Genomic DNA, 14399 nt, shown 5'->3' with positions numbered 1-14399 from the left:
GGCACGCCCGTTCCCGACCCCGCGTGCGGAGGCACATGGTTCCACCTCCCGAAGCGCTCCCACAAGATCTTGACCGCTACAGATAGCCGCACACACAAAGGGGGTTGACTGAATCTCACTTCAATAACGGGCACGATCATGGCAGTTGGCCCGGCGCAGTGCGTGGGCTACGCTCCGACGCGGGGTATGTGCCTCCGTCTCAGCCCTCCTCGCCGACGCGGAGCACCTCGTGAACATCACGATCGTTTTTCCCCCTGCCGCTGATCCTTCACTGCCCTACGGCGCCCTGCCGCTGCTCGGTGCGGTCCTGAAGCGGGGCGGTTACGAGGAGGTGTCACTGCGCGACGTGAACCTCGAGGCGTTCGACGATCTCTGGCGACCGGACGCACTGGCCGAGGCGCTGCACCGCGAGAACGTTTCCGGTCGGACGAGCGACACGGCGGCGGAACTGATCGCCGACATCGACGCGGCGCGCGCCATTCTGCGCGACCCGGTCGACTTCTACGACCCGATGAAGCTCCTGTTCGCCAAGCGCCTGTTCCACCTCGCCGGCGACCTGCTCTCGGCATCGCATCCGCGGGTCCGGTTCGGCAAGTACTCCTATTCGCCGAGCTCCTACGACTCCTACGAGGAGATCGAAGCAGCCGTCCGGACCGACGCGGGCCCGCTCGCCCGGTACTTCGAGACGACCACCGTTCCGTCGCTGCTGGCCGCGGCCCCGAAAGTGATCGGCATATCCGTCCCGTACTTCTCCCAGCTGATACCCGCGTTCATCCTGGCCGACCGCATCCGCGCAGCGGATCCGGGCATCCACCTCACCTTCGGCGGCCCGGTGATCACCTGGGGCAAGGAGGTGCTGATGGCGGACGGACGGTTCGGACGCTGGCTGGACTCCTTCTTCGTCGGTGAGGCCGACGAGACGTTCCTGCACTTCGTCGACGCGCTGCACGGCAAGCGCGACCTCTCCGCCGTCGTCAACATGGTCCGGTACGTGGACGGCAGGGTCGTCAGCCAGCTCGATGACCACTACCAGCTCGATCTGGACTGGTCGCCCACGCCGGACTTCACGATGATGCCGATGGACCGTTACTTCGCGCCCAAGCGCATCATCTGTCTGATGCCCACGCGCGGCTGCTACTTCAACAAATGCGCTTTCTGCAACTACGCGTTCATCAAGATGACGCCGTACCGGATGCGCTCGCCGCATCTCATCGCCGAGGACGTCGCCACCATCCGGCAGGCCACCGGCGAGAGCGTGTTCTCGTTCGAGTCCGACGTCATGCTGCCCCTGCACCTGAAGCAGATATCCGAAGCCCTGATAGCCCGCGGCACGGACATCAAATGGCACGGCGTGGCCCGCTTCGAGAAGGGGATGACGGACGAACTCTTCGCCACCATGCGCAGGGCCGGCTGCGTGCGCCTGTACATGGGGATGGAGAGCGCCAACGAACGCGTGCTGGAGGCGATGGTCAAGGGGACCGACCGGCAGCGCATGTCGAAAATCCTGCGCATGTGCAGCTCGGCGGGGATCTCCGTGGAGGCCGGGGTGTTCAGCGGCTTCCCGTCCGAGACGGCGGAGGAGGCGGACGACACCTACCGGTTCGTCCGCGACCACCGGCACGTCATCGCCCGTGCGGACGTGGGCACGTTCAGGCTGCTCAAGGGCGCTCCCATCGCCGACACCCCCGAGAAGTACGGGATCATCGTCCTCGGCAACCCCAAGAAGCGCTGGTACCACCTGGACTTCCGGCACACGGAAGCGCAGGAGGTGTCGGACGGCGCGGCGGCCATGGAACGGATCCAGCGCCTCTACCCGGAGGTCGCCCTGATCGACGTGCCGGAGGACATCCTGTACAACGCAGATGTGGGCCCGGACGCGTTCCGCCGGTTCTTCGCCGCCGCCGGCGAACCGGCGACCCCGTCGGAGACCGTACCGGGCGAGGCGACGGTCGCCCTGTCCCCCGACTGCGAACTGCAGCGGGTCCATGTGACCAACTCCGGGGCCGTGCACTTCGACGACCCCGCCGCGCAGGGCGCGCGCCCCGTCTTCGAGGTGTCACGCATGACGCTGACCATCGCCGTCGACAGGGCGGCCTCGGCCCTGTACCCCCTGAGCCGTGCGGAGGAGTTCGTCCTGCGCCGTCTAGGAGAGGGCCCGATGTCCGCCGCCGGTCTGCGTGCCGAGATCCAGGAGTACGCGGAGTCGGACCCTGACCACGACGACACGGTCGACGTGAGCCTCCTGGACCACCTGGTGGCCCTGGGGGTCGTGGTCGTACGCGCGGTGGACGTCGTCACTGACGCTTCCCCTTATTGCGGACGCCTGGAGACGGGGACCTGATGCTCCGGAGGAAGCAGTGCCAGGCCTCGCAGAACCGATCTCCACCAGTTCTCGCTCTCAGGTCCACCTTTGCGACAACATCGTCACCCGCGGCATCGACCTGCCCGAAGGCGTCCAGGCAGCCGCGCCCGGAGACCGGGCCCGTATGACCGTCACCCTGACCCGCCCCGTCGCTTTGGAGGAAGGCCTGCGCTTCGCAATCACCGAAGACGGCGAGGCCATCGGTTGGGGAGCCGTGTCGAGCTCATTCGCTCGGTAGGCGCCGTTGCGGACAGAGCGGGAATGTGGCGAGTTTGACCTTGCGTCATTCACGGTCCGGGCTGCTCAGGGGCGGTACGGTAGCGCCGTCCAACTCTGAAGGAGAGCAGCATGGCAACGGGCAAGGTTAAGTGGTTCAACGCGGATAAGGGCTTCGGCTTCATCGCGCAGGACGATGGCGGCCCGGACGTGTTCGTCCACTTCTCCGCCATTCAGTCGACCGGTTTCAAGGAGTTGTACGAGGACGACCTGGTCGAGTACGACGTGACCCAAGGGCCCAAGGGGCCCCAGGCAGAGAACGTCACAAAGCTCTAGCCGACGCGGGGAGCCGGCTGGGCAGCCGGCTCCGCCCCACCTAGGGCCCGGGGTGTACGTCGCGGAGCAACCGCCCCGGGTCGGTCGTCCAGGTCGCTCCATTCGCGTGGGCGGCATGTGGCGCCAGTGGAGCGAATGCCGGTAAGACGCAGGCGATGGACATCTTCCCGTCTGTCTGATCAGGGATGCGGATCCGGCCTGGCAGGCAGGCAGGCAGCGGAAGGTTCTCCCCGCCGGCCACCGGCGGATAGTCACGACCTGTGGATCGGCGTGCCACGCTCTTCCTCCCGCCCGCCTCGTCGTCGATCACGCGGACCCTCTACCTTCTTGGCCGTGGTAGAGCCCCCAGGGGCCGCGTCCGGGGCGGCCGGACTCCAGGAGTCCAAGGGCTATGAGTCTCGCCTTGGTTGCCGGTCTGTATTCCCCACACCCGATCAACCGCACTCAGGGAGAGCGTCATGACCGCTACCTACACATTCGACGTCTTTTCCAGCCTTGACGGCTTCGGCGCCGCCGGCGGCAACTGGACCGGCTACTGGGGCAAGCAAGGCCCCGAGCTCCTCGACCACCGCCTCGCCCTGTACGGCGAGGAGCAGCGGATGGTCTTCGGGGCCAACACATATCGGGCGTTCGCGCGGATGCTGGCCTCGAGCACCGAGGAGTCCGAGGTGCGTGACCCATGGGTCACACGGATGAGGAGCCTGCCGGCAACGGTGGTGTCGACCACCCTGGAAGGACCCCTCGACTGGCCGGATGCGAACGTCGTGAGCGGTGATGCCGTCGACGTCGTCGCTCGGCTCAAGGAGGAGTCCGAGGTGCCGTTGCGCTCGCACGGCAGCCTGTCGATGAACCGGGCGCTGATGGCCGCCGGCCTGGTGGACCGTGTCCAGGTCACGCTCTTCCCTGTGATCACCGGTCGGACCGGGCTGGACCCGATCTTCCAGGGTGCGGCCGACTTCGACCTCGAGCTGATCGAGCGCCGGACGCTCGACGGCCATGTCCAAGAACTCATCTACCGGCCCACCCTGCATGTGTGAGTCCGTCCAACCCACCCCGTCAAGCAGCCGAACCTGACGGAGGTTTCCGCTGACCGACATGCCGACCGGTCTCCTGGCCGCCCTGGTCACGCGGCTTGCTGATCGCCTCCTGATTCGTCGGGTTGTTCGACGAGCCGGCCGTTCTCGAACCCTCGCGCCAGCGGTGTGCCCGTGAGCGTTGCACTTGGCCCGTCCAGCCAACAACGCAGGCGCACCGCCACTCACTCCCGCCCGTCGGGGCCCCCATGTATACGTAGGGTGCTTCGATCCAGGACGCGCTTCCACCTCGTACGCCGCCCGCAGGGATCCGCTCCACCAGCTCACGCCCGGCACGCTCCTCAGGCCACGGAGTGTCTACCATGAGCCGGCCGCTGGGCACACGGACCGAGGTCACCGCGCACACCTCCGCCACCTCCACGAACGTGTGCGGAGCGTCATGGCGCACGCCCAACCGCGCCCCCGCCGTGTAGACCTCAGCCGGCTACGCGGCCTCCTCCGGTCCAGCCTCCACCACCGCCCGCTGCATGGATTCCGCCCCCTCCCGACGAGCAAGCAAACCCGGACGAGTTATTCCAAAAGGTCGGTCATGTCAGTTGCTTGTGCATGACGATGCAGGGCCGGGCGTGCTGTCTGTCGGCGCGGCGGTCGATCTCCTGCCAGCCCAGTGAGCTCCAGAAGTTGAGGGCGGCGGGGTTGTTCTCCAGGACGGCGAGACGGATGCCGTTCCGTTCCTCGCTGCGGTACCGCTCCTCGACCAGGTCGGTCAGCAGCCGGCCGATGCCCTTGCGGTGAAAGCTGCCGTGCACCATCAGCAGCCCGATCCAGGGCCGGCCGTCCGTGGGGTGCCGGTCGAGCAGGCAAAGGAGCCCGACAAGCTGTCCCTGCCCATCGCGGGCGAGTAGTACCTTGCAGCCTTCGGTACCGGCTTCCTCACGCAGGTCGGCTTCAACCCGGTCGGCCTGGATGTTCTCGGGGTCGTACTCGCCGGCGGCGCGGCAGTACTCCGGGTTGCTCGCGTAGAGCTCGACGACCTCGGCGATCTCCTCGGCAGAGAAGTGAAGCGGCGAAAGGGAGAGGGTAACCATGCGGGCAAGGGTAGCCAGCCCGGATTCCGAGCTGGTCTGTTCGGCGGTGGCCCGGACGACGTGGGGTTCAGGTCCGAGGCCCGGTGGTTGCGGTACGCAGGGAGGAACCTGACGTCAATGGTCCACACCTGACCAATGCCGGGCTGGAACAAGCGGCTGCGGACCGCTTGCCGCCGGCCAAGAAGGCGATACCGTTTTCTGACCTGGGCCGATGTGGACCCCGCCCGCCATCCCTTCGACAGCGCGTCGGCGCCGCAGGTGGTGCGGTCGCCAGGGCCCCCAGAGGGTGCCCGGCCGCCCCGACAGTGCGGCTGTCCCCGCTCGAGCACAAGAACCGCAACGCCCTGGGCCGCCATGGCTTCACCGCCTCCATCAAGGTCGGCGGCGGCCTGCGTCCGTTGCGCGACCCGGACGCGGTCGAACTCGACGAGGGGACGGAGGACTATCTGTTGCGGCTCACGAGATCGTTGCCGACGGTCGACGCGGTGCTGCTTACCGCTGTGTCCATGTGGGTGTCCAAGTCTCGCTGTCGGGGCGGTCGGGCTGTGTGGAGCCGAGGTAGTTGCGGAGTGTGGTGAGTGCGGGGTGCGGGTTGTCGCGGCGCCAGATCAGTGAGTGCGGGTAGACGGGCGTCGGATCGGTCACCGGGATGCGCCGCAGACCGTGGCCGGCGGGCCAGACGAGGCGGGTCTGCTCGCCCATGAAGGTGGCCAGGGCCGGGGTATCGGCGATGGTGTCGAGGAGCGCGTCGGAGCCGAAGTTGGGGCCGGTCGCCTCGATGGTGAGGCCGAACTCGGCGACGAGATCGTCGTAGTAGGCGGCCCACTCGGTACCGGGGACGATGCCGGGCATCCAGATCCGGTGCCCGGCGAGCTGAGCGACGGTCACCGACCGGGCGCCCGCCAGCGCGTGGGCGGGGCCGGTGAGGAGCTGGAGCGGCTCGTCGAGCACCCGGACGGACTCGATGTCGTCGGGAAGGGGCCGGCCGGGCACGGCGACGGCACGGAAGGACGCGTCGATCGCACCGGACCGGATGGCGGCGACGGCCGCCTCGATGTCGAACAGCATCAGCACGTCGAGCTCGATCTCGGGGTGCGCGCGGTGGAAACCGCGCATGAGGCCCGACGCCGCGACGCGCGAGGCGATCACGTCGACCCGCAGCGGACGGCGCCCGGTGCGCACGGACGCGACCGCGCGCTCGGCGACACGTAGCAGCTCGCGCGCGTGGGGCAGGAACGCCTGCCCGTCGATGGTGAGCTCGGCGCCACGCGCGGTGCGGGTGAACAGCCGCACACCGAGGTTGCGCTCCAGCGCGGCGATGCGCTTGGAGACAGCCTGCTGGGTGACCGCCAGCTCGGCGGCGGCCTCCCGGAACTGCCCCGCGTCGGCGGCGACGACGAAGGTCCGGACGGTGTCGAGGTCCATGCCGATCGACCTTAGTGGACAACGTTTGGTTGTGACTCGCCGGCAGGTTGGTTGTTTGACCTGCTGTTGCGCTGCTGGCTTTGCTCTTACTGGTCAACGTCGGTTTGTTCGGGTGGTACATCAAGGGGTGCGCTGAGCATGGTGGGCAGGAGACGGTTGGGCCGGCAGTTCGGGTGGCTGTGGGGGGCGTACGGGGTCAGCGCGTTCGGCACGTGGCTCGCGTTCGACGCGTTTTCCCTGATCGCGATCCTTGTGCTGCATGCCGGGCCGACCGAGGTGTCGGTCCTGGCAGCCGCGGGGCTGGCGGTAGGGGCCGTGGTCGCGGTGCCGCTCGGGCCGTGGGTGGAGTTTCGTCGCAAGCGGCCGGTGATGATTGCGATGGACCTGACCCGGTTCGTGGCACTGATGAGTGTCCCCGCCGCGTGCGCACTCGGTCTGCTCGGTTTCGTCCAGCTCCTGGTTGTGTCCGTCGTCGTCGGTGCGGCCGACATCGCCTTCAACGCGGCCGGTGGCGCGTATCTGAAGGCGCTCGTGCGGCCGGAGGACCTGCTCGTCGCAAACGGGCGGTTCGAGTCCACGACTTGGACCGCCACCGTGCTCGGACCGCCGGTCGGCACGGCCGCGATCGGGTTGTTCGGCCCGGCGATGACCGTGGTGGCCAATGCGGCCAGCTATGTGCTCTCAGCCGCAGGGATTCGTGCGATCGGCGGCAGCGAGCCGCGCCCCGTCCGCACCGGTGCGCACGGGGCGCGGCTCCGGCCCGGCGACCTGCTCGAAGGGTGGCGGTACATCCTGACCCACCCGGCCCTGCGCCCCCTGTTCTTCAACACGGTCCTGGTCAACGGCCTGATCCTGGCAACCTCGCCGCTGCTCGCCGTCCTCATGCTCGGCGACCTCGGGTTCGCCCCCTGGCAGTACGGCCTCGCGTTCGGCCTGCCCTGCGTCGGTGGCATCATCGGCTCACGGCTGGCCCGTCGACTCGTCGCCCGGTTCGGACGGCACAAGGTCATGGTCACCGCCGGGGTACTGCGCGCGTGCTGGTCGCTCGGGCCGGCATTCATCCGGCCCGGCGTGGCCGGGCTCGTGCTCGTCATCGCGGTCGAGTTCGGACTGATCACCTGCATGGGCGTGTTCAACCCGGTGTTCGCCACCTACCGGCTCGAGCAAGTCCCGACGGACCGGATCGCCCGAACCCTGTCAGCGTGGTCGGTCACCAGCAAGGCAACCGTCGCGGCCATGACCGGGCTGTGGGGCCTGCTGGCCGGCATCGCCGGCCCCCGCACCGCGATCGCCGTCGCCGGTCTTCTCATGCTGACCACCCCCTTCCTGCTCCCCCGGCACGACCGCACGCCGCACCACGAGCGAGATCTGGACCGGAGCCCCATGTGACAGACCGCATGCGCCACCCGCCCGAAGGCAGGCTGTGACTGGTCCGCCGATGCGCGTCCCGTCCTCTTCCTCGCCGGGCAGCAACGGCCGACTGGGGCGTTCTCGATGCGGGACCACGAGGCCGGTGTTCATACAAACGCCATCGCCGAGGACCGTGACACCGCCGCAGTGATCGGCACGTCCGGATGCCCGCCACACCCGGGCATCGGCCCCGTTGCCCAGCACCGGACGGTCCGCGGCGATGACCAGACGTGAGTCCGTATCGATGATGACCTGCACGTTCGCCGAGAATCAGTAGGTGCGCGAAGAGGCTGCAACCTGCGGACGCGGATTACGGTGGCGTCCATGGGCGCGGTCTGGCCGGTTGCGCCGAGGTGGGCGACGCTCTGTGCGGTGTCGTGCAGGGGCAGGTTCGGCAGCCCGGTCGAACGTGCGATCCGGTCCTCCGTACGAGCCCGCAACCGGTGACGGAGCTCGAGTTCCGCGATCGGCGGCGCGTCGCTGTGCCTGATCCAGTGCCTGCTCGTGGGACAGCGGCCGCGGCGTTTCCCGGATCTCCACCCGGACCTCGCCGTGCCGTACACGGTCTGGACGGGTCCCTGGGGCCGGTCGACGAAGGTGGCGCGCGGCGCCTCGTGCCTGCGGATCAGATGGGCGACCATCTCCACGACCTGTCGGCGGATATTGAAGTAGTGGTTGTCCTTTCCAGATGGCGTGCTGTCCCCGGCTGAACGGTGCGGAACCGGAACGGAGACCAGTGAAGCGCACCGTTTCGGAACGCAGAAGGCGAAAGCGTGGAATCGTTATCGGACACCTTTGACGGGCACCACGAAACGTCCTTCCGGCGGAGCCGGCAGGAATTCGACGATGCGAAGGAAGGGTTTATCGATCGATGCTGCTGATGACGCGGAACTGGGCAGCGCCTAGCAGTTCCGGCGAGGCGGGCGCCCTATGTCGTCAAGAGGGGCGATCGATGGACTTGGCAGCACGACGTGGGCAGCAGGAAGGATGTCGATCAGCTTCACCTGCAAGCCAGCAACAGCGTCGAGCGTTTTTCTAGACCACCCGAGGGGTCCTCGCGGCGGCCGCGTCACGGCGCTCGACCCGGCTCCGGTGTCGTCCGGTCGCCCGGTCGCCCGGGCGTCACTTTCGCGCACTCTTCGGACGGAGCGTCCGGCCGGCCGATGTCTCGCCATGTGAACTCTCGAGAGAACTCCTTGCCGATGTGCCGGACCGACTGGCAGGCTGAATCGTCCGACGGGGGCCTCGGAGGCATGCCTTGGCAATGTCGCTGCCATTCCCCACCGATTCGCATTTCACTTACGGGGAATCCCGGAATGTCTGCCGAGGATACGGAGGAAAGGCTCCATATGGGCAAGGTTTACGAACGACTGGACGGCCGCACCCGAGAGTTCATCGAAAAGCAATCTGTGTTCTTCGTGGCGACCGCACCGGCGGACGGCGGCCGGGTGAACGTGTCCCCCAAGGGGTACGCCGACACCTTCACCGTCCTCGACGACACCACGGTGGCCTACCTCGATCTGGACGGAAGCGGCATCGAGACGGTCGCCCACGTGCGGGAGAACGGCAGGATCACCCTGATGTTCTGCGGCTTCGAACGCCGGGCGGTCATCGTCCGGTTGTACGGCACCGGCCGGGTGGTCACCCCTCACGACGACCGCTTCCAGGAGTTGCTGGCCCGATTCGGCTCACATCCCGGCGTGCGCTCAGTCATCGTCGTTGATGTCGACCGGATCGCCGACTCCTGCGGCTGGGGCGTACCGATGATGACTTACGCCGAGGACCGCAGCACCCTCGACCGCTGGGCCGTCCGGCAGGACGTACAAGCGACGCGCGCTTACCGTGCCCAGCACAACCGCACGAGCATCGACGGCATCCCGGGGCTTGCCCCCGGAGAATCCGACCCGGTGACGGTCCGTTCCTGAACGGGCCGCTGAGGCGCCATCGCTGAGCGGTCGGGAGAACGGGCTTCCGGCCGGCAGGCTGCCGGCGTCTTCGCCTCACTTCGAACCCAAGGCCGACTGCTTCCTCGCCTTCGTCGGCACAGCCACGACGCTCATCTGCCGTCGGCGTCCGGTCAGGACGTCATGCAGACGACGCACCATGTGCAGTGTGTCGCCATCCCTGAACCGCCCACAAAGGGCGTCTGGCTGGTGAGCTCGTCGACAAGACGTGTCCGATCCGGTCGGAATCCGGTCGGTGCCGGGGAGTTCTTCGTCGGCTTCGGCGCCGAGACCATCTCCTGACACTCTGCACCCACTGTCGGACACAGAGCTGGAGAAACTGATGCGGGAAGAGGAGATCGACCACAGACTCCGAGCCATGCTCGCCCGGCCTTGGCGAAACCCATATCGAGCCGACGCCACCACTTCAGCGAGTTCGGTATGCGGGCCGGGCCGTCGGCCGACTGGAACGCGCAGCCAACTATCGGCCAGCATCACATGGTTCATGAGCGTAGTCCCTGACGTTGCGGAAAGCCGGAGGCAGAGGGGGCTGTCCCCGTGGTGTGGTGCGTCGCTGTTGAGACGGTGGAGTCGACCGCGACGAGGCCGTTGATCTCGTCGGCGAAGTCGAGACCCGGCAACAGGAGGTCTACGTCCGGTTCGTCGGTGACGTAGAGCACGGGTTCCCGGCGGAGCTACAGCCTTTCTGGATCGGTGACACCTGATACCGGCGCCCCAGTTGCCAGGTTCACTCCAGCGCAAGCGCGGAGATCTTCTCCACCCGCTCCACGGCCGGCACCAACGCGGTGCCCGTCGTACCGGCGGCGTACGCGGCCGCTCCGGCCCCGGACCCGCTTGTCTTCGTGGACCTCCGGAAGTGCCGCCAGGGCCGGGCACGTCCTGAGAACCGTGTCGGTCCACCCAGCGTCCTCTCCGGGAACGGACCCGGAACGCACAGAAGGCTCCTCCCCATGCCCACGCAGCACGACCGCACGGTGCCACCGACGAGCGGGAGCCCGCAACGCGGATTCACCGCCACGACATTCGTCGTCCTGCGGCGGCACCGGGGCGCTCTGGCAGGTGCGACGGTACGCATCGTCGGCCTGTCCGGACTGGCCGGGCTGCTGATGACGGCCGCGATATTCGCGCTCGCCTGGCCCGTCTTCACCCGTATGCGGAACCAACGTACCTGGTACCACCATGTCGAGGACCCCTACCTGCACGACCACACCGACCTGGCACTGGTCGCCCTCTGCACTCTCCCGCTCTTCCTGATTCTCCTCGGCACCGGCAGCGCGGCCGTGCAGACTGCGTGCTCGCGGGCGGTTGCAGCGGAGTCGCGCGAGCTCGCGCAAGGGGACTCGTCACGTGCCGTGGCCCCCGCGCGGCTGCAATCGGTGCTCGCCGTGTACACGCTGCGCAGCCTGATCGTATGGCCCCTGCCGCTGCTCTTCGCAGCCGTGGCGGACAGCCTCACCGGCCTCCATCTCAACACCGACGAGCAGCTTCTGGAACGCGGATCGTGGCCCCACACACTCATCGCAGCCTCCCCGGCGGTGGCCGCGTTCGCCGCCGTGCTGCTGCGCCTCGCGCTGGCCCTCGCCCCGGCCGCCGCAGCCGAGGGCCTCGGCCCCCGCGCTGCTCTGCGCCGTTCCTGGTCACTGACGAGGACGCGCGCCGGAGCGGCCCGCGTCCTCGCCCTCCCGCTGGCCGCGCTCACCGCTGGGGTGCTCCGGCTGGTGGTGCAGCTCGCCCTGCCGCTGCGGCCCCTCGTGCGAGCCCTCCTCGAGCAGGCCACGGGTAACTTCTTCGCCGCGTATTATGCCGGCATCCTCGCCCCCGTCATCGCCGGCATCCTGGTCACCGCGGCCGTGACTCTCCCCGTCACGTGCACGGCCTTCGCGGCCCTCCACGACCAGCTGCGGTCGCCCCGTACCTCTCCCCGAGGCGCCGGGGACACGGCGGACTCCGCCGCCTGACGTTTATCGCCCCCGCCGGGTCCGAAGCAGCGCAAGCTGCTCGAGATGCTGCGCCTGGCACTCGCCGTCAGCGACGCCGGTCTCGTCGACGAGCTGGTGCTCGACGACATACCCAACTACACCCGGTCCGTCCGCGCGATCCTCCGGCGCGCCGGGATTCTGCGGGTCTGGGACGAGCCGCCAGAACCCCGAGAGGGGCCACGGCCCAGGACCGTTCGAACGCCGCGACGCCGGCCCGAGCCACGCCGCCGGGTAACTCCGCGGTCCTGCCGAAACTGCGGCTGCTGGTTCTCAGCGAACGCTCTCCGATTCCGCCCAGTCCAACCATTAGTTCCAAAACCGCAGTTCAGAGCCACCGTATTGACGCAATTTTAAAATTCGACCACCCTAAAGCGTCGACTGCTCGCGTCTGGGGCGAGCACACCCAGCGAAAGGAAATGCTGTGGCGAAGGGTCATAAGTGTCCGAACTGTGGCAAGAACACGCTTCAGCCGTACACCACCAACCAGTTGAGGTGCTCCAACTGCGACACGACCGTGAAGAAGGATCAAGTCTCCTGAACTACGAGCACCTGCTCCGCTACCTCAACGGCGTGCACATCTAATAAGTTGTTGTCGTTCCGACTGTGGTCGCCGAGTTTCCGCTGGTCAGGTGTGAAGTCGCTTTTCCTGCAGTAGAGATGGCACGTCGCGCTCTCTCTGCTGCGGAGGTGCCGGATGCCGTTGGTGATTGGGATTGCTCGAGGAGGAGGTCGCGGCCCGGATGCACTCTTCGGCAGCCGGCCCCGTCGCCCGTCGTGCGTCTGCTCTGGCTTGGAACCCCGCTGACGAACCTCCCGGTGCGCCCGCCCGCAGCCGACGCCTTCACCGAGGAATGCTCACTGACTTCACTGCTGGGTACTGCGAACTGCACTGAGGGGTAGTGCCGCTGCGGTACAAGGGTCTGTTGCGAAAGTGGAGGCTGAGCACAGGGCGGGGGCTCCGGGACGGCACTCAGCGGGGTCCGAGTCCTGTCCGTCCGTCGAGGAGTTCGCGGACGATGTCCAGATGACCAGCGTGACGCGCGGTCTCTTCGATCACGTGCATGACGATCCCGCGCAGGTCGGTGACTTCGTCCCCCAGGGGACCGGGGTGACGGCCCCGCGGGGGTGCCGACAGTGGCGTGCGGGCGATCACGGCGTCGGAGCGCCGACACTGGTCGTCGTAGAAGGCGAAAACCACCTCAGGCGGTCGTGGTGTCGTCAACGGGGCATGGTCGTCGGGCCATGCCAACGGCTCGACCGCCCCGGTGACGACCTCCTGGAACCAGTGCCGCTCCGCGTGTCCCAGGTGTTCTATGAGCCCGAGAGGCGTCCAGCCGGAGGGCAGGACCGACGTGGTCAGGGCTTGCGGGTCGAGGCCGTCGACAATGGCCAGCACGCTGGCTCGCTGCGCTACGAGGAACGCCGACAGAGCCTTCTTCTCCTTGTCGTCTGAGTTCATACGCGCATGGTGCCAGCAGCCACTGACAAGAAGTGCCGTGCGCGCACCAGCGGCAGGGGCGCGAGCGGGGCGGCAACCCGCGTCGGCCCAGGCCGGCTTGAGGGGTGGGCGCGTCACGTCTCCTGGCCCTCGGCGGAGTTCCGCTCGCGGAGTCGAGGCCAAAGGCTGTTGTGTAAGTTGATCTTGGCTGGAGATGATCTATGTGTGATGCGAGGGGATCTGACGGATCGACAGTGGGCGCGACTGGAGCCTTTGCTTCCAGCGGGGTTGAAGCAGGGGTGGCCTCGAACGTGGACCCGTCGGCAGCTGATCGACGGGATTAGTTGGCGGACGCGGGCAGGCACGCCGTGGCGGGACGTGCCTGAGCGGTATGGCCCGTGGGACCGAGTCCATGACCTGTTCCGCCGGTGGCAGCGCGACGGCACCTGGAAGCGGATCCTGGAAGAGCTGCAGGCACAGGATGAAGCGGGGGGGGCTGATCACCTGGGACGTGAGCGTGGACTCGACCGTCTGCCGTGCCCATCAGCACGCTGCAGGCGCCCGTAGTGGCATGACAGCCCGCAGTTCCACAACTCGGCCTTCGGCCGCCCCGTCCGCGCCATGGAGCAAGCCTACACATATCTGAATAGAATTCCCGACTCAGAACACTAGGGCCTGTTGCGAAAGTGCTGGTCACAGTCACTCGTTGATGGCTGCGACCAGCACTGTTGCTTCATGGCGCACGGCCAATTTTTTGTATCGCGTGGCTACCGCGCGGTGCCGTTTCAGCCGGTTGATCCCGCGCTTTACGGCGTTGCGCTCCTTGTAGTCGTCCTTCTCGAACTTCGGCGGCCGACCGCCTCGAAAGCCGAGCTTCTTCCGGTTGCGAACCTGGTCGGCCTTCTCCGGAGTGGTGCACCCGATCCTGCGTCTACGCGGGTAGGAGCGGTTCGCGTGAGACCCGTAAGCCTTGTCTGCGCGGACCTTGTCAGGGCCGGTCCTCTGGCCGCCCCGGCCCAGGACGAGGGACGCGGATACCGTCGAGCACGGGCTGACACTGTCGGACGACGAACGAACCGCACTCGAGGAATGGGTGCGGCGTCGTTCCACGCCGCAGGCGTGGGCCTTGCGGTGTCGGATCGTCCTG

The 14399-nt window shown here is 67.6% G+C and carries 11 protein-coding genes and 2 pseudogenes; 8 read left to right on the top strand and 5 right to left on the bottom strand.

Annotated elements, in window-relative coordinates; genetic code table 11:
- Window positions 1-229: 229 nt before the first annotated feature.
- The 4 genes from ACFWBQ_RS35230 (at window position 230) to ACFWBQ_RS35215 (ending at window position 3951) form a co-directional block, all read left to right on the top strand.
- A complete protein-coding gene (locus ACFWBQ_RS35230; protein WP_385506894.1) occupies window positions 230-2341 on the top strand; it encodes a B12-binding domain-containing radical SAM protein in 2112 nt (703 codons plus the stop codon).
- A 16-nt stretch (window positions 2342-2357) separates the two neighbouring features.
- A complete protein-coding gene (locus ACFWBQ_RS35225) occupies window positions 2358-2600 on the top strand; it encodes a hypothetical protein (RefSeq protein WP_385506891.1) in 243 nt (80 codons plus the stop codon).
- Between the two features lie 110 nt (window positions 2601-2710).
- Window positions 2711-2914, top strand: a complete 204-nt coding sequence (locus ACFWBQ_RS35220; RefSeq protein WP_356943514.1) for a cold-shock protein — start codon at window positions 2711-2713, stop codon at window positions 2912-2914.
- 458 nt (window positions 2915-3372) lie between these two features.
- Window positions 3373-3951 carry a dihydrofolate reductase family protein gene (locus tag ACFWBQ_RS35215; protein WP_385506888.1) on the top strand — a complete coding sequence of 193 codons (579 nt, stop codon included), beginning with the start codon at window positions 3373-3375 and terminating at the stop codon, window positions 3949-3951.
- 584 nt (window positions 3952-4535) lie between these two features.
- Here the strand turns inward: ACFWBQ_RS35215 and ACFWBQ_RS35210 are convergent.
- On the bottom strand, window positions 4536-5036 hold the full coding sequence (locus tag ACFWBQ_RS35210) for a GNAT family N-acetyltransferase (RefSeq protein WP_385506886.1): 501 nt from the start codon (window positions 5034-5036) through the stop codon (window positions 4536-4538).
- A 492-nt stretch (window positions 5037-5528) separates the two neighbouring features.
- The gene (locus ACFWBQ_RS35205; protein ID WP_385506883.1) at window positions 5529-6461 is read right to left on the bottom strand and encodes a LysR family transcriptional regulator; all 933 of its coding nucleotides are present in this window, start codon (window positions 6459-6461) and stop codon (window positions 5529-5531) included.
- Between the two features lie 138 nt (window positions 6462-6599).
- Between ACFWBQ_RS35205 and ACFWBQ_RS35200 the strand changes: the two genes are divergently transcribed.
- A complete protein-coding gene (locus ACFWBQ_RS35200; protein WP_385506991.1) occupies window positions 6600-7850 on the top strand; it encodes an MFS transporter in 1251 nt (416 codons plus the stop codon).
- A 60-nt stretch (window positions 7851-7910) separates the two neighbouring features.
- Here the strand turns inward: ACFWBQ_RS35200 and ACFWBQ_RS35195 are convergent.
- Window positions 7911-8168 (bottom strand): annotated as a pseudogene (locus ACFWBQ_RS35195) (IS5/IS1182 family transposase); the annotation flags it as partial.
- 1019 nt (window positions 8169-9187) lie between these two features.
- On the opposite strand from ACFWBQ_RS35195, the gene ACFWBQ_RS35190 reads away from it, so the two are divergent.
- Window positions 9188-9796 carry a pyridoxamine 5'-phosphate oxidase family protein gene (locus ACFWBQ_RS35190; protein ID WP_385506880.1) on the top strand — a complete coding sequence of 203 codons (609 nt, stop codon included), beginning with the start codon at window positions 9188-9190 and terminating at the stop codon, window positions 9794-9796.
- Between the two features lie 989 nt (window positions 9797-10785).
- The gene (locus tag ACFWBQ_RS35185; RefSeq protein WP_385506878.1) at window positions 10786-11793 is read left to right on the top strand and encodes a hypothetical protein; all 1008 of its coding nucleotides are present in this window, start codon (window positions 10786-10788) and stop codon (window positions 11791-11793) included.
- 991 nt (window positions 11794-12784) lie between these two features.
- Here the strand turns inward: ACFWBQ_RS35185 and ACFWBQ_RS35180 are convergent.
- A complete protein-coding gene (locus tag ACFWBQ_RS35180) occupies window positions 12785-13273 on the bottom strand; it encodes a DinB family protein (RefSeq protein ID WP_385506875.1) in 489 nt (162 codons plus the stop codon).
- A gap of 6 nt (window positions 13274-13279) precedes the next feature.
- Here ACFWBQ_RS35180 and ACFWBQ_RS35175 point away from each other — a divergent pair, with 6 nt between their 5' ends.
- Window positions 13280-13819 carry a transposase gene (locus ACFWBQ_RS35175; protein ID WP_385506872.1) on the top strand — a complete coding sequence of 180 codons (540 nt, stop codon included), beginning with the start codon at window positions 13280-13282 and terminating at the stop codon, window positions 13817-13819.
- A 132-nt stretch (window positions 13820-13951) separates the two neighbouring features.
- Here ACFWBQ_RS35175 and ACFWBQ_RS35170 read toward each other — a convergent pair.
- Window positions 13952-14399, bottom strand: a pseudogene (locus ACFWBQ_RS35170) (hypothetical protein); the annotation flags it as partial.

Origin of the sequence: Streptomyces sp. NPDC060035 (assembly GCF_042736635.1) — a bacterium.
GTDB lineage: Bacteria > Actinomycetota > Actinomycetes > Streptomycetales > Streptomycetaceae > Streptomyces.
The sequence above is the reverse complement of the archived record's forward strand: the minus strand, read 5'-3'. Positions and strand labels throughout refer to the sequence as shown.

Excerpts from the sequence above, each read along its gene's own strand:
- ACFWBQ_RS35220 (WP_356943514.1), top strand. The coding sequence starts at position 2,711 with ATGGCAACGGGCAAGGTTAAGTGGTTCAACGCGGATAAGGGCTTCGGC.
- ACFWBQ_RS35215 (WP_385506888.1), top strand. The coding sequence starts at position 3,373 with ATGACCGCTACCTACACATTCGACGTCTTTTCCAGCCTTGACGGCTTC.
- ACFWBQ_RS35210 (WP_385506886.1), bottom strand. The coding sequence starts at position 5,036 with ATGGTTACCCTCTCCCTTTCGCCGCTTCACTTCTCTGCCGAGGAGATC.
- ACFWBQ_RS35205 (WP_385506883.1), bottom strand. The coding sequence starts at position 6,461 with ATGGACCTCGACACCGTCCGGACCTTCGTCGTCGCCGCCGACGCGGGG.
- ACFWBQ_RS35200 (WP_385506991.1), top strand. The coding sequence starts at position 6,600 with ATGGTGGGCAGGAGACGGTTGGGCCGGCAGTTCGGGTGGCTGTGGGGG.
- ACFWBQ_RS35190 (WP_385506880.1), top strand. The coding sequence starts at position 9,188 with ATGTCTGCCGAGGATACGGAGGAAAGGCTCCATATGGGCAAGGTTTAC.
- ACFWBQ_RS35185 (WP_385506878.1), top strand. The coding sequence starts at position 10,786 with ATGCCCACGCAGCACGACCGCACGGTGCCACCGACGAGCGGGAGCCCG.
- ACFWBQ_RS35180 (WP_385506875.1), bottom strand. The coding sequence starts at position 13,273 with ATGAACTCAGACGACAAGGAGAAGAAGGCTCTGTCGGCGTTCCTCGTA.
- ACFWBQ_RS35175 (WP_385506872.1), top strand. The coding sequence starts at position 13,280 with ATGGTGCCAGCAGCCACTGACAAGAAGTGCCGTGCGCGCACCAGCGGC.